We start from the raw sequence: 22,495 nt of genomic DNA, 5'->3' as shown, positions 1-22,495 counted from the left end.
GGCTGTGAAAGCCGGCCGGACGCAGCGCCGTTGCCGGCGCTGCGTCCGGTGAACTCAGCCTTGAACAGGTTCAGTTGGCGCGTCAGCGTACTTCCTAGTACGAGTAGAACCCCGACCCCGACTTCCGCCCCAGCCGCCCCGCGTCCACCATGCGCGCGAGCAGCGGGGGAGCGGCGTACAGGGGCTCCTTGTACTCGTGGTACATCGACTCGGCGACCGAGGCCACGGTGTCCAGGCCGATCAGGTCGGTCAGCTTGAGCGGGCCCATCGGGTGGGCGCAGCCCAGCTCCATGCCGTTGTCGATGTCCTCGCGGCTGGCGATGCCCGACTCGAACATCCGGATCGCGGAGAGCAGGTACGGGATGAGCAGGGCGTTGACGACGAAGCCCGAGCGGTCCTGGGCGCGGATCGCATGCTTGCCCAGCACGTCCTGCACCAGCGCCTCGGAGCGCTTGATGGTCTCCTCGCCGGTGGTCAGGGCCGGGATCAGCTCGACGAGCTTCTGCACCGGCGCCGGGTTGAAGAAGTGGATCCCGATGACCTGGTCGGGACGGGAGGTGGCGACCGCCAGCTTCACCAGCGGGATCGACGAGGTGTTGGAGGCCAGGATGGCGTCCGGACGGGTGATCACCTGGTCGAGGACCTGGAAGATCTCGGTCTTGACCTGCTCGTTCTCCACCACGGCCTCGATGACGAGATCGCGGTCGGCGAACTCCCCGAGGTCGGTGGTGAAGCTGAGCCGGCCGAGCGTCGCGTCGCGCTCCGCGGCGGTGATCTTGCCGCGCTCGGCGGCCTTGCCGAGAGAGTTGGTCAAACGGGTGCGACCCAGCTCCAGAGCTTCGCCGGTGGTCTCGGCGACCATGACGTCCAGTCCGGCGCGGGCGCACACCTCGGCGATGCCTGCGCCCATCTGGCCGCAGCCGACCACTCCGACGCGTTCGATGTCGGTCACATCGTGCCTTTCGCTGATCTTCAGGACCGGCGGTACGCCGTAAGGGTCCGGCACCCGCCTCGACCCCGACGTTACTCCGCGCGGTGCTGGGTCACGGGTGCCGGGGCGGGCATTCTGAGCCCTCAGGACGGACGAACCGGACAACTTGGGGACTTTTGATGAGACGGATCACCCGCAGAACGTTTGCCACGGCCGCTGTGGGGGCGGCCTCCGCACTGCTCGCCACGGTCACGGGGTCCGCGAGCGGGGCGCCGCGACGTGAGCTGCGCGGTATGTGGCTGGCCACCGTCGCCAACCTCGACTGGCCCACCAGCGCGAAGCTCCGCCCCGCCGAGCAACAGCGCGAACTGCGCGCCCTTTTCGACACGGCGGTCGCCCGCCGGCTCAATACGGTGTTCTTCCAGGTGCGGCCCACCGCGGACGCCCTGTGGCCGTCCCCGTACGAGCCCTGGGCGCAGTATCTGACCGGGCAGCAGGGCCGCGATCCCGGCTGGGACCCGCTCGGCTTCGCGGTCCGCGAGGCACACGGGCGGGGTCTCGAACTGCACGCCTGGTTCAATCCGTACCGGGTCGCCAACCACACCGACCCCGGCAGGCTGACACCGGACCACCCTGCCCGCCGGCACCCCCGCTGGGTCCTTCCGTACGGCGGCAAGCTCTACTACAACCCCGGACTGCCGGAGGTCCGGAGCTTCGTCCAGGACGCGATGCTCGACGCGGTGCGGCGCTACCCCGTCGACGGGGTGCACTTCGACGACTACTTCTATCCGTATCCGGTCGCCGGGCAGCGCTTCGACGACGATGCGGCGTTCGACGAGTACGGCAGCGGCTTCGCGAACCGGGCCGCCTGGCGGCGGGACAACATCGACCGGCTGGTGTACGAGATGGCCGGGAAGCTGCGGGACGGGAACGAGCGGGCGGGGCGCCAGGTGCGGTTCGGGGTCAGTCCGTTCGCGGTCTGGCGCAATCACGGCACCGATCCGCAGGGCTCCCGTACGCAGGCCGGCGTGCAGACCTACGACGATCTGTACGCCGACACCCGTCGCTGGGTGCGCGAGGGCTGGCTGGACTACATCGTGCCGCAGGTCTACTGGCCCCTCGGCTCCACGCCCGCCGACTACGCCGAACTCGTGCCCTGGTGGGCACGGACCGTCGACGGCACGGGAGTGGACCTCTACATCGGCGAGGCCCTCTACAAGGCGGGTGACGCCCAGCCCGCCGCCTGGAAGAACCCGGCCGAACTCTCCCGCCACCTCACCTTCGCCCGCGGCTACCCGCAGGTGGGCGGCCATGTCTACTTCTCGGCGAAGGAGGTGGTCAGGGACCGGGCCGGTGCCATGGCGCGGGTCGTACGCGACCACTACGGGAGCACGGCACGCCCGTAGGGGCGGTCCGCGCGGGCGGCACAGCCGTCCGCACGGCCGCGGTGGCGATCCGTGTACGAGGTCCGGCTACCGGCCGGAGTCCACGTCGGTGGTCTTGCCGTGCCGGACGACGGAGTCGGGGCCGGGCGACATGATCGCCTCATGCCCGTCCTCGGAGCGGACACGGTAGGGCGGGTCGCCGTTCGTGCCCAGTACCTCGATGATCTCGACAACCCGGTCGTGATGCCCGACGGTCCTGCCGTGCACCACCAGCCGGTCGCCCCTGCTTGCGTGCATGAGGGTCCTCCCCGCTTCGGGGCGGCCGTGCGACCGGTTCGGCCGACAGCGTGACGGCCAACGGTTGAACGGCCAACGGTTTCAACGGTTCACGGGCCGGGAGCGGCCCGGGCGGCGGTATCTGCCGTCGCGGCAAGTTTACGTCCGCAGGCGGCGGCTGCACCCGGTAAGTGCCGACTCGTCCCCTTCCGGCGACGCGGCCGTCACCCGCGGGACCGCTGGGTGACCGCGATGCACGCCAGGACCGCCAGCGATGCCGCCGGGGCGGCCGGCGGCAGTTGCTCGCCCAGCAGCAGCACGGACCAGACCAGGGTCAGCAGCGGCTGGGCGAGCTGCAGCTGGCTCGCCTTGTGGATGCCGATCGCGGCCATACCGCGGTACCAGGCGACCATCCCGAGGAACTGCGACCCGGTCGCCAGCCACAGCAGTCCGCCGATCGCATGCGCCGTGAGCCGCAGCGGCTCGGTGGACAGCGCTACCGCGGCGCCCGCCACCGTCACCGGCAGCGCCAGGACCAGCGCCCAGCCGATCACCTGCCAGCCCGGCATGTGGCGGGCGAGCCGGCCGCCCTCGGTGTATCCCGCCGCGCACACCAGCAGCGCCGCGAACAGCAGCAGATCGCTGCGGCCCGGCGCCCCGCCGCTCTGCTGCACGGCGAAGCCGATGACGACGACGGCGCCGACCAGCGAGGCGATCCAGAAGGTCCGGGAGGGCCGGGCCCCGGTCCGTACGGCCGAGAAGGCGGCCGTGGTCAGCGGCAGCAGGCCGATCACGACGGCCGCGTGCGAGGTGGTGGAGGTCTGCAGGGCGAGGGTGGTCAGCAGCGGAAAGCCGAGGACGACACCGCCGGCGACCACCGCGATACCCGTCCAGTGGCGCCGCTCCGGCAGGCGCACCCGGAAGACGGTGAGCGCGCCGCCGGCCAGTACGGCGGCCAGCACGCTGCGCAGCATCACCACCGTCCAGGGGCCCATGCCCTCCAGCGCCCAGGCGGTCGCGGGGAAGGTCAGCGAGAAGGCGGCCACGCCGAGGGCGGCGAGCAGGGCACCGCGGCTGACGAGGGTGCCGCGGGCGGGGGTGGCGGCCGCCGTCGGGGTGTCCTGGCCGGCGGTGTCCGGGGTGCTGACCGCTATCGTGACGGTTGCAGTAGCGCTATCGTTGCTTCTCATGCAAGAGCGTAGCAGTGGTGCCGAACTGGCCGCGATCCTCCGTGCGGAGCTGAATCGCTACTCTCCCGGTGAGAAGCTGCCCTCCAGTCGTGCGCTGGTGGAGCGGCACCGGGTCAGCCCGGTGACCGTCTCCCGGGCGCTCGCCGAGCTGGCGGCGGAGGGCCTGGTCACCACCCGCCCGGGCGCCGGGGCCTTCCGGGCCGAGCCGCGCAGCGAGGCGCCCCGGCCGGTCGACACCTCCTGGCAGGAGATCGCGCTGAGCGCGGAGCCGGGCGGCGACCAGGTGCCGCGCAGCGTCGACGCCTCGGGTGTGGTGGCCACGCTCGGCGTCCCGGGCCCCGGCGTCATCGAGCTCAACGGCGGCTATCTGCACTCCGATCTGCAGCCCGAACGCGCCCTGGCCGCCGCACTGGCCCGCGCCGGGCGGCGGCCGGGTGTCTGGGGGCGGCCCCCGGTCGAAGGGGTCCCGGAGCTGCGGGCCTGGTTCGCGCGGGAGATCGCCGGGTCCGGCGGCCCGCTCGCCGCCAGCGATGTCCTGGTCACCGCGGGCGGCCAGAGCGCGCTGACCGCCGCGCTGCGGGCCCTCGCCGCGCCCGGCGCTCCGGTGCTGGTCGAGTCCCCGACCTACCCGGGCATGCTGGCCGTGGCCCGCGCCTCCGGGCTGCGGCCGGTGCCCGTACCGCTCGACGCGGACGGGGTCCGTACGGATCTGCTCGCCGACGCCTTCCGCGTCAGTGGCGCGCGGCTGTTCGTCTGCCAGCCGCTGTTCCAGAACCCGACCGGCGCCGTGCTCGCCGCCGAGCGGCGGCGCGAGGTGCTGCGGGTGGCCCGCGCGGCGGGCGCCTTCGTGATCGAGGACGACTTCGCGCGGCTGCTGGTCCACGGGGACGCCCCCACGCTTCCGCCGACCCTGATCGCCGACGACCGGGACGGCACGGTCGTCCATGTCCGCTCGCTGACCAAGGCCACCTCGGCCAATCTGCGGGTGGGCGCCCTGGCGGCCCGCGGACCGGTGCTCGACCGGCTGCGCGCCATCCAGGTCGTCGACAGCTTCTTCGTGCCCCGGCCGCTGCAGGAAGCCGCCCTGGAACTCGTCGGATCGCCCGCCTGGCCCCGCCATCTGCGGCTGATCGCCGGTGAGTTGACCGCCCGCCGGAACGCCCTGACCGCCGCGCTGCACCAGCAGCTGCCCGCGCTCGCCGGGCCGGAGCCGGGGACCGGGGCGGCGTACGGCCACGACGCTGCGCCCGGCGGCCTCTATGTCCCGCCGGGCGGCTACCACCTCTGGCTGCGGCTGCCGGACGGTACCGACGAGGGGGCCCTGACCGGTGCGGCGCTGCGGGCGGGCGTCGCCGTCGCGGCCGGCCGCCCGTACTTCCCCGCCGAGCCGCCGGCCGCCCATCTGCGGCTGAGCTTCGCGTCGGCGTCCGGCACCGGCGAGATCACGGAGGGCGTCCGCCGGCTCCGGACGGCGTGCGAGGAGCTGGGAGTGCCGGTGAGCTGACGGCGGGGGAAAGGCGGCCGGCCGCCGGGCCGCGGCTCTCGTATACCGGTTCGACGCCGGCCCCGCCCTTCTGCCAACCTCCCGGCATGAATGATCGCGCCCTCGACGGCTACGAGATCTCCACCGACCCGGTCCGCCTGGACACCGACCTGGTCCACTACTGGCTCGCCACCGACGCCTACTGGGCCGTGGACCGCCCCCGGGAGCTGCATGACCGCGCCGTCGCGGGCTCGCTCAACTTCGGCCTGTACGCCTCCGGTTCCGGCCGCCAGGCCGGGTACGCCCGGGTGGTCACCGACCACGCCACCTTCGCCTGGCTCTGCGACGTCTACATCTGCCGGGACGACCGCGGCAAGGGCCTGGGCACGGCCCTGGTCGAGGCCATCGCCGACCATCTGACGCCCTGCGGGCTGAGCCGGCTGACGCTCGCCACCAAGGACGCCCACGGTGTGTACGAGAAGATCGGCTTCCGCGCCCTGGTGGCCCCGGAGCAGTGGATGACCCTCGGGCTGATCGACCCGGGTCCTGTCGAAATGTGATCAACGGGGGCCGCGCGGGCGGTGCTGCTCTTACCATCGGCGGATGAGCGTTCGACTCAAGCTGCTCGCCGCGGCCCGTAACTCCTCGCTGCTGGAGACACGGTTCGACGACGACCGCCCCCTCGACGCCGCCGGATGGCACGAGGCGGAGCGGGCGGCCCCCGTCCTGTGCCGGCTCGCCGCCGCCGAACTCCGCTACTGCTCGCCGTCCGCCCGCTGCCGGCAGACCGGCGAGGCCCTCGGTCTGCGCCCGCTCGCCCAGCCGGCCCTGCGCGACTGCGACATGGGGCGCTGGCGCGGCCGCACGCTGGGTGAGGTGACCGCCGCCGAACCCCGCGCGGTGGAAGCCTGGCTGGCCGATCCGCGCTCCGCACCGCACGGCGGGGAGTCGCTGCTGGAGTTCATCACCCGGATCGGCGGCTGGCTGGACACCCGGCCGGCCGACGACGCCGCCGGGCTGCTCGCGGTCGCCGAACCCGCCGTCGTCCGCGCCGCCCTGGTCTATGTGTTCCAGGCGCCGCCGCATGCCTACTGGCGCATCGATGTCCAGCCGCTCTCGGTGATCACCCTCACCGGCCGGTCCGGCAAGTGGGACCTCCTGCTGGAGGCGTGAGGCGGCGCCCGGTCACGCGGCGCCGCCCGACCGGGCGCGCCCCGGCCGCCACCGGGCCGCCCGGGGGCACCACCCGGAAAGCCCAGCCGTCCGGTTCCGCCGTCCGGGGCGTACGCACCCGTGTGACCTGCGGAAAGACGCAGAAGGCGGGTGTCTTCCGGGGCAGTTGGACCCGGGCGGCGCACCCCATCGAGGTGCGTACCGCCGGGCCGGGCGCTTCTCTCGGTTTATGCACATACGCCACATTCCTCTGTACGCCCTGGCGGCCGGCGCGCTGGCGGTGTCCGTCATGCTCTTCGGTGACGGCGACGGTGCCGACGCCGCCACCGAGGCCGTCTCCGGGACGGTGAGCGAAGCCGTCTCCGAGGCCGCCCCCGCCGTGGACACCTCGCACGCGGTGGTCGTCGAGCCCGACCCGGTGGCACCGGGCGGCACCTTCTCCGTCCACGACGGCGGCACCTGCCCGGGCGACACCGCGGAGGCCACCTTCGACGGTGACATCCCCGCGATGCAGCTGAGCCCCCGGAGCGACCGGATGGGCGGCAGCGCGATCATGCCGGAGGGCACCGCGCCCGGCTCGTACCGGGTCACCATCACCTGCGGCAGCACGTCAGGTGCCCGGCAGAGCGCCACGGACACGGACCGGACCGGCGACGAGGAACAGGGCGAGGCATACGGCGCGGAGCGCGGTGACGCCGACGGCGGAGGGCGCGGGACGGAACACGGCGCCGGCCGCAGGACCGTCACCGGCACCATGGTCGTCTCCGGTGACGCCGGTGAGGTCGTTCCGCAGGGCGGCGCGGACACCGGCCTCGGCGGCGCGGCCGGCTCCGGCCGGGCGGCCACGGCGCTCAGCGGAGTGGTGCTGCTGGCCGCGGCCGGCTGGGGCGCCCTGGCCCGCCGCCGGCGCACCCGCGGCGACCGGAGCTGACGGCGGTGAGCGCACCTCCGCCACGGCGCGCCCTCGTCCTCGGTCTCCTCGCGGCCCTCGCCGTGGCGGGCGTGCTCGCGCTCGCCGCCGCCCGGCTCCGCGACCGCGACGCCACCAGCGAGGTCGACGGCGGCACCCACACCGTGCTGCGCACCGAGATCGCCAGAACCATCAGCGGCCAGCTCACCCTCCCCTTCCGCAACGGGCCCGACGCCGTGCACTGCTCCGGTGACCTGCGCCCGGTACGGAACGACGAGGTGAGCTGTACGGCACACTTCCCCATCGGCCTGGACCGCCATCTGACCGTCGAGGTCACCCGCGTCCGCCACAACCTGGTCACCTACCGGCGCCACTCCCTGCCCCGCTGACCGGCGCCGGCCGGCCTGGGCGCGCCCTACGGCTTGAGGTCCAGGGCGGCCAGCCCCGACCCGTCCATCAGGAACGGCACCGAGTCGTGCGTATGCGTGATCTTCCACGCGCCGTCGGTCTTGCGGAGGCCGACGGTGGAGCGGCTCCACAGCTCCACCTCGAAGCCGCCGGTCTTCGTGCCGTGCATCCGGTTGATGCTGTGGCCGAACGCGACATCGCCGCCGACCGTGATCTCGACCTGGGTGAGCGTCACCTCGATCGGCCCGTCCCAGGTCGCGTACCAGGCCTCGACGGCCTGCTGATCCAGTGCCTCGGGCCCCTTGTGCTGCAGCGGGGGAGCGAGACTGAAGTCCACGAGGTCCGGCGCACAGGACGCCAGGAACCGCCGGGCGTCCCGCTCCTTCGTCGCCTCCGCCCGGTCCGCCAGCAGCTCCCGGATCTGTGCCTCGTCCGTCGGGCGCGCGATGTCGGTGGTCATGAGGGATCCTCCCGTCGGACGGCGCCCGCGGCGCCGGAATCTCTGTCCGACGGGTAGACCCCGGCGGGTACGGAAACTCATCGGCGGGAGCCGCACGAGCCGCACGAGCCGGCGGGGCCGCCGGCTACGCGTCGTCCTCCGTCAGCGCGCTGCGCAGTGCGGCCAGCCAGTGCGCCGTGGTCCGTCGCGCCGGGCCGCTCTCCGGCACGTACGCCTCGAAGAAGTGCCAGGCGCCGGGGACGTCCTTGACCTCGACCGGCACATCGGCCTCCGTCAACCGGCGGGCGTAGTCGAGCCCTTCGTCCCGCAGAGGGTCGAGCCCGCAGGTGAGGAGGTATGCGGGCGGGAGGCCGGAGAGGTCGGTGGCGCGGGCGGGCGCCGCATACGCGGGGACGTCGGGGCCTCGGCCGGGGCCCAGGTAGGTGTCCCAGGTGTGCCGCATGCCGGTGCCGTTGACGATGCGGCGATCGTCGACCCGGCGGGCCGAGGCGGTGCCGCCCCGGTCGTCGAGGCAGGGGACCAGCAGGCACTGGAAGGCGATCCGCGGCCCCCGGCGGTCGCGGGCCATCAGGCACAGCGCGGCGCTCAGACAGCCGCCCGCGGACGCCCCGGTGACGGCGATCCGCCCGGCGTCGAGGCCGAGTTCACCCGCGGCCGCGGCCATCCATTCCAGTACGGCGTAGCAGTCCTCGGCGCCGGCCGGATACGGGTGCTCGGGCGCCAGCCGGTAGTGGACATTGACCACGACCGCACCGGCGGCGGCACAGGCGTCGCGCGCCATGGGGCTTGGCCCGTCCAGTTCCCCGTACACGAAGCCGCCCCCGTGCACATAGAGCACCCCCGGCAGCACCCCCTCGGCCCCGGCCGGACGCAGTACCTGCACCTCGACGGTGTTGCCGTCCGGCCCGGGGACGGAGGTGTGCCGGACGGTGACCCGGGGGTCGTGGGCGGGCATCCGCGGTGCCATCAGCGCCCGGAACCCGGCGCGCACCGCCTCGACGTCGGCGTACGGATTCTCCGGCCGCTCCGGCAACGCTGCGAAGGCGGCGGCCAGTTCCGGATGGACATACGGGCGCGCGCCGGGCTCCGTCGCGGCCCCCGCCCCGCCCCTCGGACCTCCCGCGTCCTTCGTGTCCCTCAGGTCTCCTGCGTCCACTCCGCAGCCCCCGTTCCCTGGCATCCGGATCGCCATCCTCTCATTGATATGGTCTCGGCGGGATGGACGGTATGGTCCCATTGAGATGGTGTCAAGGGGAGCGAGGAGCGACGGATGGCGGAGTTCACCCCGGCGAGATATGTCGTGCTCGGTCTGATCGCCCGGCACGGGCCGATGACCCCGTACGAGCTCAAGGCCCGGGTCGAGGACGACATTCAGCCCTTCTGGCCGATCCTGCATGCGCAGCTCTACCGGATTCCGGCGGAGCTGGCGCAGGCCGGCCTGCTCCGGGAAGAGGCCGAGACGGAGGGCCGCCGCCGGCGGATCTTCCACCTCACCGACGCCGGCCGCGCCGCCCTGGAGCGCTGGCTGGCCGACCCGGACACGGCCGAGGCGGAAACCCGTGACCCGGCGCAGCTGAAGCTGTTCTTCGCCGATCTCGGCGACCCCGCGGACATCGTCGCGCTGGCCACTCGGCAGGCCGAGCGACACCGGAAGTGGCTCGCGCACTATGCGTCGCTGCGCGGTGATCTCGATCCGTCGGCGGACTCCCGGCAGCGCTCCCGCGCGCGGCTGCTGCGGCTGGGTGTGCTGCACGAGCGGGCCCATGCCGAGTTCTGGGAGTCGGTGGCCGCCGACCCGGAGCGGCTCGACGGCTGATCCGCGAGGCGGCCTACGGCCCGAGCCGCACCGCCGCCTGATCGCGGGTCAGCCAGGCGTTCGCCGCCTCGACCCGGCTGCTCACCCGCAGTTTGGCGTAGGCGTGCTCCAGGTGCTTGTCGACGGTGCGCGGGCTGATCGCCAGCCGGTGGGCGATCTGCTGGTTCGTCAGCCCCCGGGCGAGCAGCGCGAGTACGGCCGACTCCCGGTGGGTGACGGGGGAGGGCGGTGGCGTCGGCGGGGCGAGCCGGTGGAGCACGCGGCTGAGCCGGGTGCGCAGCAGAGCGGCGGCCGCCACATCGTCGTCGGAGAAGTCGCTGCCGCTGCGGTTGATCGCCACACAGACCTTGCGCGGCAGGCCGGCGGCGTAGCCCGCGGGGAACGACATCGCGAGCTGCTGCTCGGCGCCGAACGGCCGGTAGACATCGGCGTAGGCGGCGAGGGCGTGGAACTCGGTGCGGGTCTGCAGCGTGGAGCGCCGCATCGGGACGCCGGAGCCGAGAGTGGTGTGGGTGACCAGGGAGTCCGCCGCCGCCTCCCGGGCGAACGCTGCCTGTACGTCCGGGGTCAGCAGACCGGCGGGCAGTGTGAGCGGGCGGTCGGCGGAGCCGGCACGGGGAGACCAGATGATGCTGTCGCCGGGGACGGCGCCGAGCAGCAGCGGGAGCAGTGCCGGAACAAGGGTCTCCTCGTCGACGGCATCGATCAGGAGGTCCACGACGGCGAGAATGCGTCGCAGGCCGGCCTCCGCGGCCGCGGTCATATGTCCAGCGTGCCGAGGGGGCAGGGGCCCGTCAAGCGAGGGCCACCCGGCCGGCCGGGGGAAGACCGGCCGGGCGCGTCAGGCGCCTTAACGCCCGACGGCATAGACGCGGTTGACGGGGCTCTCGGCGGCGAGTCGCCAGTGGTGGAGTCCGGCCTCGTCGGCGATCTCCCGCATCGCCTCCTCACCCGCGTGGTTTCCCAGTGCCCGCGGACCGTGCTGGGCCAGCGCGGACGGCAGACAGACGGCGACCGAGGCGGCGGTCAGCGCCCGGCCGACGGGGTTGGCGTTCTCCTGGGCGTTCGCCGAGGCGTTCGGCTCGACGACCATGCAGGTCCCGCCGTCGGCCAGGGTCTCCTCGGCGTGGTGAAGCGCACCGCCCGGATCGCCGGTGTCGTGCAGACAGTCGAAGAACGTGATCAGGTCGAAGTCCTCGCCCGGGAAGTCCTGGGCGGTGGCGACCTCGAAGCTGACCCGGTCGCCCAGCCCCGCCTCGTCCGCGATACCGCGGGCCGCCTCGATGGACGGGCGGTGGAAGTCGAAGCCGTGGAAGTGCGAGCGGGGGAAGGCCCGGGCCATCAGCGTCGTGGAGTAGCCGTAGCCGCAGCCGACGTCCGCGACGCGCGCGCCGCGCTCCAGCTTCTCCACCACACCGTCCAGCGCGGTCAGCCACTCCGGGACCAGGGCGGCCGCGTAGCCGGGGCGGAAGAACTTCGCGGTGCCGGCGAACAGCGCCGGGCCGTGTTCCTCCCAGCCGACGCCCTCGCCGGTGCGGAACGCCTCCATGAGGGTGTCCTCGGTGGCGTAGAGCGCCTGCATCGCGGTGAAGAAACCCGCCGCGTACGTGGGCAGTTCCGGGTCCGCCAGGACCGCGGCGTGCTCGGCGGGCAGCAGGTAGGTGCCGGCGTCCGGCGCATAGCTGACGTACTCGCCGGCGACCTGGGCGGCCAGCCATTCGCGGACATAGCGCTCGGCCAGCCCGGTGCGGGCGGCGAGCTGGGCGGAGGTGAGCGGACCGGCACCGGCCATGGCGGTGTACAGGCCCAGCCGGTCGCCGAGCGAGGTGCACAGACCCGCGACCGCGGCACCGGCGTCGGTGATCACTCTCTCCAGGAACGCCTGCACCCGGTCCCGGTCCGGGGCCGCGCCCGAGGTGACCTCGGCGGATGTCGCCATGGCCCTCACCTCCTCGTCCTCTCACTGCAGCAGTCCGGCCGCCCCGCGCGCCATACGGGATTCGCCGTATACGGCCGGGGGCGACGACCGGCCGACACTGGAGGAGAGGAGGTGCACCATGCGGAAGAAGGTCGACTGCCGGGACTACCCGAGCGAGATGAACTGCACCCTCGTCATCGTCGGCGAGGAGGAGGAAGTGGTCCGCGCCGCCAGCGAGCACGCGGTCTCCGTCCACGGCCACACGGACAGCCCGGAGCTGCGGGAGCAGATCAGGGCGTCACTGAAGGACGAGATTCCGCAGCACGCCTGACGCGCCCGTCCGACACGCCGCCCCTGACCCGGGGCGGCGGTCGCGCGGTGCCCGGGCGTCGTCGCGGTGACTGAGCGCTTCAGCCGGCGGGCTTCGCCGGCTGAAGCGCTCGGCGCGGGGCGTGTCCGTTACCGTCTTGGTCCTGCGATGGCGTACACCACGGTGCCGCTCGCGAACAGGGCCCACGCGGTCCCGGTGGACGCCGTCGTGGCGGGGGAAGAGATCATCCACATGACCACGTCTCCCGCGGTGCCGCCCGGAGGCGGTCCGAAGAGGGTGAACGCGAGCCAGCCGGTCGGCAGGGTCCATGCGAACTGTGCCCCGCACAGCGCCGCCCCGAGCGCGGCCAGGCCGACCAGGCCCGCGCTGTCCCGGACGACGACCTCGGTGGGGGCGAGCTGCACTCCCGCCGCCTGGACCGTCAGCAGCGCCGCACCGGCGCACGCGCCGGCCAGCAGCACGTGCGCCGCCCGGCGGGGCATCCACCGGATCGCGGCCGTCCTCTCCAGCACGACGTCCCACCCACCGAGCCCGACGGAAGCGGCCGCCACGTTCGCGGTGAGGACCAGGACCGCCATCGCCTGATCCACCGGTCCTGGGCCGTGGAGGGTCCACACCGCCAGCGCGACGAGCGCGACCGCGGCGGCCGAGGCGGGCACCTGCCGTGAACGGCCGTACAGGATCAGCCACCTCATCGCGTCGCCTTGCCCGCCAGCACCGCGAGCTGGCGGTCCGCCGCGCAGGAGAGGCCGGCGGTGCGCAGTTCGGCGATCCGCGAGCGCTGCTCGGCCGGTGACAGCGCCGTCAGCCTCTGCCAGGCGACGTCGGCGTCCAGCCAGATCGTGCGCAAGTACGGGTCGCTGCCCCTCTCCGCCAGCGGCTGGAGCCGGGAATCGTGCAGGGCCCAGCTCACGGCGACGCTCTGGACAGGGACGTTGCCTCGCCCCCCGCCCTCCCGGTCGTTGTTCCCGTAGCAGCTGGGTGCCAGACCCTGGGCGATCAGCGCGCGGGTCAGTTTCTCACCTGTCGCATCGGCGAGCAGCCGGTCGTCGAAGTCGACCAGCACCACGTCGCCGGAGGGTTCGCGTTTGTCGGCGATCGCGCGCAGCCTGGTGTCCTCCCGCACCGCGTTCGGCGCCTTGTCGCCCAGGACCTCGTGCAGCACGCGCAGCGCCTCCTTGCCGCGCCGTGCGAGCTCGGGCAGGCGTGAGCGGTTCGCCTGCGTCACGCACACCGGTCCGTCGCAGACCAGGGCGGCGGCGGCCTTGTCGACGACGTAGGTGTCGCGTGCGGCGGCCGGGAGGACCAGCAGGGCCAGGGCCGCACCGGCCAGGACGGGGATCACCGCGAGCAGCCGGGCCCGGCGGGTCACGGCCGACAGCAGTGCGAAGCCGGTGGCGAGCAGGCCGAGCAGCCAGAGCGTCTGACCGAGGTGCACGGAGCCGGACAGGGTCAGCAGCATCTCCCGCGGCTCCGCGGTCACCGGGAGCAGCTGGGCGAGCCGGTTCGGCGCGATGCTCGACGGCAGTGTCTCGTCACTGTTCTGCTGTAGAAGGGCCGTCAGCATGAGGAAGAACAAGACCAGGCCCGGTGGGGTGAGCACGGAGGGCAGGGCTCGCGCGACGCCCATGCCGAACACCGCCCCCGCGACGAGGGCCAGCGCCGCCACGAGTGAGATCGGCAGCCAGTCGAGCGGCGTGTAGGTGGTCCGGCCGAGGGCCACCTGGACCCCGCCCACGAGGACCAGGAGGCCGAAGCCCGACGCCAGCGCGAGCGCCATCGCACCGGCCGGCAGCGCCGCACGGCGCCAGGCCGGCCGCGGCACGGTCGTCAGCAGTTCGGCCATCCGCGAGCGGGGTTCGCGCAGCCCGTACACCGCTCCCGTGCCCACCGCGAGCGGCCACAAGAAGGTCAGCAGGGACCGGGTCCACAGCGCCATGGAGGTCCACTGGGCCGTCCACCCCGCGGTGCCCCTCCACCAGAGCCCGTCGTACAGACAGAAGATCGCCAGGCTGCCGCCCAGGACGACGATGCCGGGCCACGGGGCGACGGAGCGCTTCAGCTCGATGCGCAGAACACGTCCGGTCACCAGGCGCCTCCCCGCTGCCCGGAGTTGCGCAGCAGCGCCGAGTAGCCGCGCTCCAGGGGGCTGTCGCCCGGGAACTCGGTGCTGCCCGCCGCGGCCAGGTCCTCCGGCGTGCCCTGGAAGACGAGGCGGCCGTCGGCGAAGAGCACCACGTCGGAGCAGGCGGCCGCGACGTCCTCGACCAGGTGGGTGGAGACGACCACACAGGTGTCGCGGCCCAGTTCCTGGAGCAGCTCGCGAAAGCGCAGTCGCTGCGCCGGGTCCAGGCCGGCCGTCGGCTCGTCCAGCAGCAGCACCGCGGGGTCGTTGACGATGGCCTGGGCGATGCCGGCCCGCCGCACCATGCCGCCGGACAGGGTCTTCATCCGGTGGTCGGCGCGGTCCGCCAGGCCCACCCGTTCCACGGCCCGCTGGACGGCCGCGGGGACGTCCGCCTTCGGGACCTCCTTCAACCAGGCCATGTACTCGACGAACTCGCGCACCGTGAAGCGCTTGTAGTAGCCGAAGTCCTGCGGCAGGTAGCCGATCCGGCGACGCAGGGGCCGGTGGTCGACCATCCTGCCCAGGGAGGTGCCGAGCAGCTCCAGTTCGCCCTCGGTGGGGCGCAGCACGGTGGCCAGCGTCCGGATCAGGGTGGTCTTTCCCGCGCCGTTGGGCCCCAGGAGGCCGTGGGTGCCGATGCCCAGGGAGAGGTCGAGCCCGTCGACGGCCATCTTCTTCCGTCCGACGCGTACTCTCAGGCCACTGGCCCGGATCTGCCAGGCGTAGGTTTTCGGCGCGGTGTCGGCCGCGCTCGTGGTGGGTGTCATGCGGTAGTCCCTTGCGAGGGTCGACGATGGTTTCACAGCGTTGAGTACGCGTTTCTGCGGGCGATCACGGCGCCGATGCCCAGCGCCAAGAACAGCCCCCACGCGGGCAGTTGGTCCGGCTGCAGGACACGCTCCAGGTTCACGGGGCCGTGGTCGGTGGCCCAGGCGAGTACCACGACGACGCCCCAGGCGCCCACCAGCCCGGTGGCGGCGCGGGTCACGCCGACCACGCTGCCCAGCGCCAGGGCGGTGGAGGTGAAGGCCAGGGAGGGCAGCAGCCACTGCGCGGCCGACATCGTTCCGGTCAGCCATCCCTCCACCACGAGCGCGGGCAGGACCACCACGAGAACCGCCGTGGTGCGCCGGAGGAGCAGGGGCAGGCCGGCTCGGGCGGTCGAGGCCGTCAGTTCGTGCGCCGGGTCCAGGCCGCGCGACCACGATGCGGCGACACCGCACAGCGGCAGCACGGGTGCGATCGCCAACACGGGAGAGACGCCGCCGAGGAACATGGGCCGCGCGACTGCGTCCAGCAGCAGCGCCATCAGGGTGACGAGGACGGTCATGGCCAACCACGGGGCCATGACCGGCGTCAGCCAGGCAGCGACCCACCTCGGGCGGTGTCGCCGCGAGGGCGCCCTGGCGGCCGCGTCCAACTGCGGTTCCAGACCGGCCCGGACGGTGTCGACGAGCGCGGCGATGCCGGGCGCCTCGGTGGCCACACAGGCCGCCAGGTGGCTCCGGCACAACGCGCAGGTCTCCAGATGGGCCTCCAACGCCCATACCGTGTCCGCGGCCATCGTCGCGTCACCACGTGCGTAGTCGTCGATCAACTGCCTCGACGCGTGTTCCCCGCTCATGTCAGCGCCTCCCGCATCGCGATCCGGGCCCGGCGGGCGCGGGTCTTGACCGTGCCTTCGGGCAGTCTGAGCAGGACGGCGGTCTCCCGGATGGAGAGCCCGTCGAGCACCGTGGCCCGTAGCACTTCCCGGAGTTCCGGCGCCAGCCGCTGCAGGGCGTCGCCGACGTCGCCGCCCACGGTCCCGGCGAGTGCCTCTTCCTCCGCCGCGGGCACCACCGCCCGCTCGGCGGCGGCGACCGGCGGTTCGGCGTGATGGGCACGGCGCCGGAACGCGTCGACGAGGCGGCGCGCCGCGATCGTCCACAGCCACCCGACGGCCGTCCCGCCGACCGCGCTCCCGGCGAACGCGCCGGCCGCGCGCCACACCGCCAGATAGGTCTCCTGCATGACCTCGGCGACGATCTGCTCGTCCGCGCAGCGCCGGCGCAACCGCACCGCCAGCCACGGCGAGGTGCGCCGGTACAACTCGTCGAACGCCCCGCGGTCACCTCTGGCCACCAGCCGGACAAGGCGTTCCTCGTCCAGTTCGTCCAGTGCTCTCCTGCGTGATCTCACACCAGCCAGACGCCCGGTGCGGCGCGCAGGTTCTGGATCTACTGTGAACTGAGTCACAGTCGCTGTGACTGAGCGCTTGAGTTGGCCCGTCTGGCCAACTGTGTGCTCAGGTCCGGCGGCGCCGGCGAGCGGTCAGCCGCCGTGGAGGCCCCACTCGTCGAGGCCGCCGTAGACGTGAGCTTCGAGGCATTGAGGCGCGTCAAGGCCGACGGCCTCGCCTCGGTAGATGGCGATGAGCGAGTCCTTGCCTCGCCACCAGGTGTCGGTCAGGCCCTGCACTTCAGGAACCGGTTCGCACCCGTCTAGGTCCAGGGACTCGACGGCCTTGCCGGTGATCTTCGTGAGGGCCTTGGCCCAGCGTCTCGCGTGGGCGGCGAGCGCCAAGGCCTCCACCCATCCGTCTGTGGTGGCATGTAGGGGTGTCCAGTGGTGGGCGTCGATCCCGAACGCGCCGTCGGGGCCGATCATGAATCCGTAGGCCATGGACACCCGCCCGCTCCCGGCCGAGAACGACCAGCCCTGTGCGGCCGAGCCCTCAGGGCAGTCGGCGTCCAGAATGCGCGGGCCGCCCTCGTAGAACGGGGCCGGCGGCAGGGCGAGGCCGCCCCAGCGGTCCTGGAAGGCCGCGGCCCGGTCGATCTCCGCAGCGGGGATCCCGTGCCCGATCCACGCCTCGCGGTGCCGGTGGATGCCCTGCCGAGGGACACGAATGCCGTCCACCTCGACGAACCTCTGGGCCCTGCCGCTCAGGCCGGCGGGCGCGACCGGGATCGGCGACGCGGAGGTGTCGGCCATTACTGCTGCTCACTGCGGCTGGAGTGGAGTACGGCTGCCGCGATCTCCCGCACGCGGTCGAGAGTGATCCCGGTGCGCTGTTCGACAGCTAAGGTCTGTCCCGTAACGATCTTGGGGTCGGGCGAGGCGACGGCGAGGTTGTGCAGACGGGCGATGCCGAGCATGGCGTGATGTACGCCGTCTCCCTTGAGACGGCAGTCGCGCAGGATCTTCCAGCTCTTCATGCGCGCGAAGGTGTGCTCTACGCGGGCTCTGACCTGCTTGTGCGACCGGTTGTGTTCCTCCTTCCACACCGGGAGTTCTTCGCCCTTGCGCCGACGGTGTGGAATGACCAATCCGGTTCCCCATGCTGCCACTGCCCCACCCGCTGGTCGACGGATTATTTCCTCTTGCACTGCTTACCGCAGGTCTTGGTGCGGCTCCGGGGCGTCGTCGAGAGCATCCCGCTTCGCCCATTGATCGATCATCTCAAAAACAACTCGGTCATCATCTATTTGATCGATCAAAGAAGGGTCCTTCAGCATCGCCTTAAGAAGTTGCCGCAGGAGATAATTTGCAATGTCAGTGGCCAGAAATTCTTCACCTCCCAGATTGACTATCCTTTTCTTTTCGTACTTCACCTGGCCGTGCACAATCAGCGAACGATACGCGTACACCTTTTTGATGAGGCCGGCAGTCTTAGCCGAGTCCTCAAAGCCTTCGCGAGCCAAAATGGCGGCCCCCCGAATGCCGATTTTATACGTCGTGTCACCCGCCTTAGTGCCTCCTAGAAGTGCCTCAATCCCCACGCACAAATCCACGATTTCATCCAGCTCATCGTCTCGCAATGTGGCAAGTTGAAGTCTACTGGCAGCCAAAGAGACTTGCGGATTTTCGCCAGCCAGCGCAGCAAAGTATTGGGAAATCTCCCCGCCGGCCTCGGAACTAAAGGTGAATGCCGGAGCTTCTGCACGCTCGTCCATCTTCTTGGAATAACGGGCAATGCTGAATCCGTTCTGAAGCTGCCCCAGCCCAGCTCTATAGCCCGACGACCAGCCGGCCGGCTCATAACAGACTTGCTGATACCCGACAGGAAAGTCCGACTTCACAGAGATCGCCTGCATAGCGCGATCAATAATGGCGTAAGGAAACTCCCCCCACGCCGGCCCACCGTACCGGCGCGGGTACGTAATAGTTACCGCATCGTCGATGAAAAGAGCGTGTGTAGCCGCCCGATTCGACCACCAGTCGCGCTTATATTGCTCTAGAGAGAACAGCCTTTCCAGGTGCTCCTGGTTCGTGATTCTTCGAATCTGAACATTCCCGTCTAGTGGAATCACATCATCCAGGAAGGAAACGTTCAGAATGGGGACACATAGCCGGATTCCGAGGGGTTCAGACTGCCACCAACGCTCCATCTCCAAATACCGAGAGAGCGCAAAAGATTCATCCCATTCGAACCCTTTCACTTGTGCGTGACGTGCAGCTACCTCCAACACGAGATCGGCTACGCCGGCCTCCAGCATGTGTGGACCAAAGCGATCCGAAGGATCTCCCTCCCAACCATTAAACGGCGCATAAACGGAGTGCGCCCTCACGTACGACAGAAGATCTGAATATCCAGCAAGATCCTCATAAACGTACGGCTTGGTGTTCCAACGCCCCTGGCTCTCGAAAAGTCGTCCGTAATTGGGCACACCATAGTCTGATTCAAGTTGGATGTATTGACCTTCACCCACCGACTTCAGTGCAGGGAAGGACGAATACTTGTCGATCTTCTTTTCGGCAATTACGGCAGCCTTGATTTTACCCAAAGCATCCATGATTGCAGGACGAGTGAGTTCCCAAAGCGCACTATCCCTAGGCTCCATTGGCCCCCCTTACGCTGCGGCACTTGAGGTTATCTCGGAAGCCCAGGGCCGAGGAAGTCGGCTAACGTGCCCGGTCGCCTACTGCCAGCTTCCGACGACGACTCGCGAAGCCTGCGGGTGGGTGGAACGGCGGGCCCTGACGACAGCTCCTCACTAAAGGTTGTTGCGCAAGGTTAGGGGCTGTCCCGTAAATGATCTCTGAGTGGCCTAGGGCATGGTGAGCTGCTGTACCGCTGGGAGGTCTATCCGGCGAGGGCGAGGTTGTGCATCCGGGCGATGCCGAGCATGGCGTGGTGAACGTCGTCGCCCTTGAGGCGGCAGTCGCGGAGGATCTTCCAGGTCTTCATGCGGGCAAAGACGTGCTCGACCCGGGCCCGGACCTGCTTGTGGGACTTGTTGTGCTCCTCTTTCCAGTCCGGGAGTTCGCTCTGCCCCGCGCTCGCGGCGGTGGGGGATGACGAGTCCGGTGCCCGGGTAGCCATCGTCGGTGTGTTGCCGACGGCCGCCTTGGCGCCGGACTCCTCCCACGCCTTGCAGTCGTTGCGGTTCCCGGCGAGTGGCCGGCCGACCACGACGACCAGGCCGGTGTCGACGTCGATGACGACCTGGTGGTTCGTGGAGTACCGATAGCTCTTCGACCGCTCGGCGATGGTGTGATCCCGGGTGGGGACCAGGGTGCCGTCCACGATGAGCGCGGTGTCCTTCGCGAACCGCTTGCGAGGCTGGAGCGCGAGCATCGGCCCGAGATGATCGACGATGCGGTCCGCCGCCGACTTCAAGGCCCCGAACAGCTGCGCGAGCTGCCGCATCGTGAGGTTCGTGCGCCAGTACGCGGCGACCAGCAGTGCCCGGTCCTCCAGCGGAAGGCTCCACGGCCGGCCTCTGCGGACCGCTTCCGCACCTGCGCTTCGCAGCACCGTCACCAGCTTGCCGAACTGCCGTGGGCTGAGCCCGGTGAAGGGGACTATCCAAGAAGGCTCCGACGCCGTGATCACACCAGCCACAGCGAGATCGTTTCACGGTGCCCAGCGCAACGCGAGAATGCCCCTATGACTGAAGAGCTGGTGAAGTTCCTTGAGGCGCGACTGGACGAGGAGGCCGACTTGGCCCGACGCTGCGACGGTGACGGATGCGGTGAGTGGTCCGCCCACGGACACACCGTCGACTTCTGCCAGGTTGACCTCCCCGGCTTCCACCCCACGAGTGCTCAGCACGTGGCTCTCCACGATCCGGCCCGCGTCCTGCGCGAGATCGAGGCCAAGCGGCGCATCCTGGCCCGCCATGCCCGCGAACCCTGGCCCTGCCACGACTTGCGCGACCTTGCTTCGCCCTACGCCGACCATCCGGACTTCCCCGCCCGGGCCTGAGCAGCACGAGCAAAGCCTCCGACGAAGCTTCATGGAGATCGTTTACGGGCCAGCCCTTACGAGCTCGTGCATGGTGGCGGTGCGACGTCGAAAGGTGCAGGTCGGTCCGGTTTTCACTGTGCCTGACAGTCCGTGCGGGTGGCGGTCTGCTGGTGTGAGAGCAGGCTGGCGACGGCTTGGATCGTGTCGCTCATGTGCTCGCGTCGGCCGTGGTGCCGGGCGAGTGACCGCCAGTTCTTCAGGTGTGCGATGCCGTGCTCGACCCGGATACGGCGTGAGGAGTGCGCCTTGCGCCGGCGTTCGTAGATCTCCCCGTACCACTCCGGCGGGCTCTTCTTGAACTTGCGGTGTGGTGGTGTCACCACGCGGCCGCCGGTCTGGGCGCCCAAGCCCTGATAGCCCGCATCGGCGAGGATCTCCACGGGTGGGCCGTCAGTCAGGTGCTTGACCAGGCCCAACTGCCGGGCGTGGGTGATGTCGGCACAGCTAGCCGGCTGGGCTGTAGAGCAGGAGCCTGCCGCGGGCGTCGGTGAGGACCATTGCCTTGACGGCGTTCTGCTTGTTCTTGCCGGGGATGAACTTCTCCCGATCCCTGGCCGGCGGCGGGCCTGCGGACCCGGATCTCGGTGCCGTCGACCTCCCCGGTCTGCCCGCTGGAGCCGAGGTGCTCGATGACCTCGGCGAGGGTTCGGAGCGGGACACCGGGCGCGATGGTGTAGCCCCGCTGGGCGAGCAGCGGCCGCACCTCGCCGACGGCACGGGTGATCGTGGAGCGGTCGACGCCGAACCAGCAGGCCAGCACGTCGTGCGTGGCACCGTGGCGAAGGTGAACGAGGGTGGCCAGGAGCCGGTCGATGAAGACCAACTGGTGCTTTGCACCGGCGCCGACGGCCCGCTTCCGCGGCCTGGACTCCAGTCTCGCCTGGTGATGCTCGCGCCAAGGTGAAGCGCCGCTCGCCGCGACTACACGCTAGGCTCAGCGCCCCGTACGAGACTTGCGGACCTGTCCCAGGGTGTCGTACCGCTGCCCCGGCACCCGATCCTCCGGTCACGGGGCCTTCCCGATGTCCCTCGCCCGGTGCCGGCTCCCCGCGTCCTGCCGGGTGGCGTGCAACCGATGCAGCGGGTCATGGTCGCGGGGGTCGTTGCCGACGAGGGCCCGGGCGTCGTCGATTCTCTGGAGGGCCTGTTTCTTCGCGGGGGCGTCGCAGATGGTGCCGGGGTCGGCTCCGCAGGTACTGCACCGGTGCGCGAGGCGTATTCGTAGTAGGTGGGGAAGCCGTCGTCGGTCATGGAGTCTCCGTTCGGGCGGGGTTGCCGGCCACCCTTCCACCAACCCCTGACAATCCCGTCCGGCCCTCGGGCGTAAGGCTACGGCTCCGGGTGCACCTCGGGCGGTTCACCGCAGGTGGCGCAGACACCGGGGTGCATGAGCGTGTCCCAGAACTTGTGCGCGAAGGAGCCGGGGCCGGCGTAGTCGCGTTGCGCTTCCCTGCGGCAGGTCCGGCCGGGGGTACAGCGGCCGCAGCAGTCGTGGCCCGGGATGGTCCAGTCCGCCTTCTTGGAGCACGGCGTGTGGCGGCATACGTAGTAATGGCCGTGGTTGTGGAGGTAGACGTGGCGGCCGAGATGGTCGTAGCGGCCAGTCTGGGTCTCACCCGCAACCTCGCTTTGAGGCGTCGGTGCGGCCGCAGGGGTACGACTGTCCACGAGAGCCCGGAGGGCCCCTGTAGCCGCGGCGGTCAGGGCGGTGACCACGACGGCCTTCGTGGCGGGTTGGAGGTTGTCCCAGCGGGCGGTAATGCGCTGGCGCAGGGGCGGCTTTCCAGGCTCGTCGGGCTCGGTCTGAGCTGCGGTGTTGGTGTCGGTCATGAGCCCCCCTGGGCATGCGCG

27 protein-coding genes and 2 pseudogenes are annotated in these 22,495 nt (G+C 71.1%); 9 read left to right on the top strand and 20 right to left on the bottom strand.

Going from position 1 to position 22,495, the window contains the following annotated elements; all coding sequences use genetic code 11:
* Positions 1–94 precede the first annotated feature (94 nt).
* Positions 95–952 (bottom strand): 3-hydroxybutyryl-CoA dehydrogenase, encoded by an 858-nt coding sequence (locus tag NUT86_RS08650; protein WP_127155037.1) that lies wholly within the window; start codon positions 950–952, stop codon positions 95–97.
* A gap of 158 nt (positions 953–1,110) precedes the next feature.
* Here NUT86_RS08650 and NUT86_RS08645 point away from each other — a divergent pair, with 158 nt between their 5' ends.
* Complete coding sequence (locus tag NUT86_RS08645; RefSeq protein ID WP_274734543.1) at positions 1,111–2,337, top strand: glycoside hydrolase family 10 protein; 1,227 nt, start codon at positions 1,111–1,113, stop codon at positions 2,335–2,337.
* Between the two features lie 66 nt (positions 2,338–2,403).
* Here the strand turns inward: NUT86_RS08645 and NUT86_RS08640 are convergent, their stop codons facing one another.
* Complete coding sequence (locus NUT86_RS08640; protein ID WP_018087718.1) at positions 2,404–2,613, bottom strand: DUF1918 domain-containing protein; 210 nt, start codon at positions 2,611–2,613, stop codon at positions 2,404–2,406.
* A gap of 203 nt (positions 2,614–2,816) precedes the next feature.
* Entirely contained in the window at positions 2,817–3,782 is a 966-nt protein-coding gene (locus NUT86_RS08635) for a DMT family transporter (protein WP_274734540.1), read from the bottom strand.
* Here NUT86_RS08635 and NUT86_RS08630 point away from each other — a divergent pair.
* The 5 genes from NUT86_RS08630 to NUT86_RS08610 all read left to right on the top strand — a co-directional run bounded on the left by NUT86_RS08630 (position 3,781) and on the right by NUT86_RS08610 (position 7,737).
* Positions 3,781–5,286 carry an aminotransferase-like domain-containing protein gene (locus NUT86_RS08630; RefSeq protein WP_159489818.1) on the top strand — a complete coding sequence of 502 codons (1,506 nt, stop codon included), beginning with the start codon at positions 3,781–3,783 and terminating at the stop codon, positions 5,284–5,286. The genes NUT86_RS08635 and NUT86_RS08630 overlap by 2 nt on opposite strands.
* A gap of 86 nt (positions 5,287–5,372) precedes the next feature.
* Positions 5,373–5,825, top strand: coding sequence for a GNAT family N-acetyltransferase (locus NUT86_RS08625; RefSeq protein WP_093647747.1), 453 nt, complete (start codon positions 5,373–5,375; stop codon positions 5,823–5,825).
* A gap of 43 nt (positions 5,826–5,868) precedes the next feature.
* The gene (locus tag NUT86_RS08620) at positions 5,869–6,438 is read left to right on the top strand and encodes a histidine phosphatase family protein (protein WP_148588279.1); all 570 of its coding nucleotides are present in this window, start codon (positions 5,869–5,871) and stop codon (positions 6,436–6,438) included.
* A gap of 229 nt (positions 6,439–6,667) precedes the next feature.
* A complete protein-coding gene (locus tag NUT86_RS08615; protein WP_109888599.1) occupies positions 6,668–7,369 on the top strand; it encodes a hypothetical protein in 702 nt (233 codons plus the stop codon).
* Positions 7,370–7,374: 5 nt separating this feature from the next.
* Complete coding sequence (locus NUT86_RS08610) at positions 7,375–7,737, top strand: DUF4333 domain-containing protein (RefSeq protein ID WP_266448167.1); 363 nt, start codon at positions 7,375–7,377, stop codon at positions 7,735–7,737.
* A 26-nt stretch (positions 7,738–7,763) separates the two neighbouring features.
* On the opposite strand, the gene NUT86_RS08605 is transcribed toward NUT86_RS08610, so the two are convergent.
* Positions 7,764–8,216, bottom strand: a complete 453-nt coding sequence (locus tag NUT86_RS08605) for a YybH family protein (RefSeq protein WP_274734535.1) — start codon at positions 8,214–8,216, stop codon at positions 7,764–7,766.
* 124 nt (positions 8,217–8,340) lie between these two features.
* A complete protein-coding gene (locus tag NUT86_RS08600; RefSeq protein WP_274734533.1) occupies positions 8,341–9,396 on the bottom strand; it encodes an alpha/beta hydrolase in 1,056 nt (351 codons plus the stop codon).
* 90 nt (positions 9,397–9,486) lie between these two features.
* On the opposite strand from NUT86_RS08600, the gene NUT86_RS08595 reads away from it, so the two are divergent.
* Positions 9,487–10,032, top strand: coding sequence for a PadR family transcriptional regulator (locus NUT86_RS08595; RefSeq protein WP_018087709.1), 546 nt, complete (start codon positions 9,487–9,489; stop codon positions 10,030–10,032).
* 13 nt (positions 10,033–10,045) lie between these two features.
* Here NUT86_RS08595 and NUT86_RS08590 read toward each other — a convergent pair whose 3' ends face one another.
* Together NUT86_RS08590 and NUT86_RS08585 are read right to left on the bottom strand one after the other, a co-directional pair.
* On the bottom strand, positions 10,046–10,795 hold the full coding sequence (locus NUT86_RS08590) for a helix-turn-helix transcriptional regulator (protein WP_018087708.1): 750 nt from the start codon (positions 10,793–10,795) through the stop codon (positions 10,046–10,048).
* Between the two features lie 87 nt (positions 10,796–10,882).
* Positions 10,883–11,971, bottom strand: coding sequence for a methyltransferase domain-containing protein (locus NUT86_RS08585; protein WP_266448159.1), 1,089 nt, complete (start codon positions 11,969–11,971; stop codon positions 10,883–10,885).
* Positions 11,972–12,089: 118 nt separating this feature from the next.
* Here NUT86_RS08585 and NUT86_RS08580 point away from each other — a divergent pair, with 118 nt between their 5' ends.
* Positions 12,090–12,281, top strand: coding sequence for a DUF1059 domain-containing protein (locus NUT86_RS08580; protein WP_018087706.1), 192 nt, complete (start codon positions 12,090–12,092; stop codon positions 12,279–12,281).
* Positions 12,282–12,409: 128 nt separating this feature from the next.
* Here NUT86_RS08580 and NUT86_RS08575 read toward each other — a convergent pair whose 3' ends face one another.
* From NUT86_RS08575 to NUT86_RS08535, 10 genes and pseudogenes are all read right to left on the bottom strand, one after another.
* Positions 12,410–12,976, bottom strand: a complete 567-nt coding sequence (locus NUT86_RS08575; RefSeq protein WP_274734528.1) for a hypothetical protein — start codon at positions 12,974–12,976, stop codon at positions 12,410–12,412.
* The gene (locus tag NUT86_RS08570; protein ID WP_274734526.1) at positions 12,973–14,370 is read right to left on the bottom strand and encodes a hypothetical protein; all 1,398 of its coding nucleotides are present in this window, start codon (positions 14,368–14,370) and stop codon (positions 12,973–12,975) included. The genes NUT86_RS08575 and NUT86_RS08570 overlap by 4 nt, the downstream gene beginning before the upstream one ends.
* Positions 14,367–15,176, bottom strand: coding sequence for an ABC transporter ATP-binding protein (locus NUT86_RS08565; RefSeq protein ID WP_274734525.1), 810 nt, complete (start codon positions 15,174–15,176; stop codon positions 14,367–14,369). Before NUT86_RS08565 ends, NUT86_RS08570 begins: the two co-directional genes overlap by 4 nt.
* A 32-nt stretch (positions 15,177–15,208) precedes the next feature.
* Positions 15,209–16,033, bottom strand: a complete 825-nt coding sequence (locus NUT86_RS08560) for a zf-HC2 domain-containing protein (protein ID WP_174876463.1) — start codon at positions 16,031–16,033, stop codon at positions 15,209–15,211.
* Complete coding sequence (locus NUT86_RS08555; RefSeq protein ID WP_263268144.1) at positions 16,030–16,590, bottom strand: RNA polymerase sigma factor; 561 nt, start codon at positions 16,588–16,590, stop codon at positions 16,030–16,032. Before NUT86_RS08555 ends, NUT86_RS08560 begins: the two co-directional genes overlap by 4 nt.
* Positions 16,591–16,722: 132 nt before the next feature.
* Positions 16,723–17,385: a hypothetical protein gene (locus tag NUT86_RS08550; protein ID WP_274734520.1), complete on the bottom strand. Its 663-nt coding sequence runs from the start codon at positions 17,383–17,385 to the stop codon at positions 16,723–16,725.
* Positions 17,385–17,489: pseudogene (locus NUT86_RS40425) on the bottom strand (DUF2199 domain-containing protein); the annotation flags it as partial. The gene NUT86_RS08550 and the pseudogene NUT86_RS40425, both read right to left, overlap by 1 nt.
* Positions 17,490–17,510: 21 nt before the next feature.
* Positions 17,511–17,729 (bottom strand): annotated as a pseudogene (locus NUT86_RS08545) (transposase); the annotation flags it as partial.
* A 54-nt stretch (positions 17,730–17,783) separates the two neighbouring features.
* Positions 17,784–19,178 carry a HEPN domain-containing protein gene (locus NUT86_RS08540; RefSeq protein WP_274734518.1) on the bottom strand — a complete coding sequence of 465 codons (1,395 nt, stop codon included), beginning with the start codon at positions 19,176–19,178 and terminating at the stop codon, positions 17,784–17,786.
* 299 nt (positions 19,179–19,477) lie between these two features.
* A complete protein-coding gene (locus NUT86_RS08535; RefSeq protein WP_274740415.1) occupies positions 19,478–20,230 on the bottom strand; it encodes a transposase in 753 nt (250 codons plus the stop codon).
* Positions 20,231–20,284: 54 nt separating this feature from the next.
* Here NUT86_RS08535 and NUT86_RS08530 point away from each other — a divergent pair, with 54 nt between their 5' ends.
* Positions 20,285–20,602 (top strand): DUF6221 family protein, encoded by a 318-nt coding sequence (locus NUT86_RS08530; RefSeq protein ID WP_274734515.1) that lies wholly within the window; start codon positions 20,285–20,287, stop codon positions 20,600–20,602.
* A 113-nt stretch (positions 20,603–20,715) separates the two neighbouring features.
* Here the strand turns inward: NUT86_RS08530 and NUT86_RS08525 are convergent, their stop codons facing one another.
* The 3 genes from NUT86_RS08525 to NUT86_RS08515 all read right to left on the bottom strand — a co-directional run bounded on the left by NUT86_RS08525 (position 20,716) and on the right by NUT86_RS08515 (position 22,474).
* Positions 20,716–21,060 (bottom strand): transposase family protein, encoded by a 345-nt coding sequence (locus tag NUT86_RS08525; RefSeq protein ID WP_274734514.1) that lies wholly within the window; start codon positions 21,058–21,060, stop codon positions 20,716–20,718.
* The gene (locus tag NUT86_RS08520; RefSeq protein ID WP_274734513.1) at positions 21,039–21,467 is read right to left on the bottom strand and encodes a helix-turn-helix domain-containing protein; all 429 of its coding nucleotides are present in this window, start codon (positions 21,465–21,467) and stop codon (positions 21,039–21,041) included. The genes NUT86_RS08525 and NUT86_RS08520 overlap by 22 nt, the downstream gene beginning before the upstream one ends.
* 506 nt (positions 21,468–21,973) lie before the next feature.
* Complete coding sequence (locus NUT86_RS08515) at positions 21,974–22,474, bottom strand: hypothetical protein (protein ID WP_274734512.1); 501 nt, start codon at positions 22,472–22,474, stop codon at positions 21,974–21,976.
* Positions 22,475–22,495: the final 21 nt, after the last annotated feature.

This window comes from Streptomyces sp. G7(2002) (assembly GCF_028870195.1).
GTDB classification, from domain to species: Bacteria; Actinomycetota; Actinomycetes; order Streptomycetales; family Streptomycetaceae; genus Streptomyces; species Streptomyces nigrescens.
Note: the sequence above shows the minus strand (reverse complement) of the source record. Positions and strands in the feature narration are given on the sequence as shown.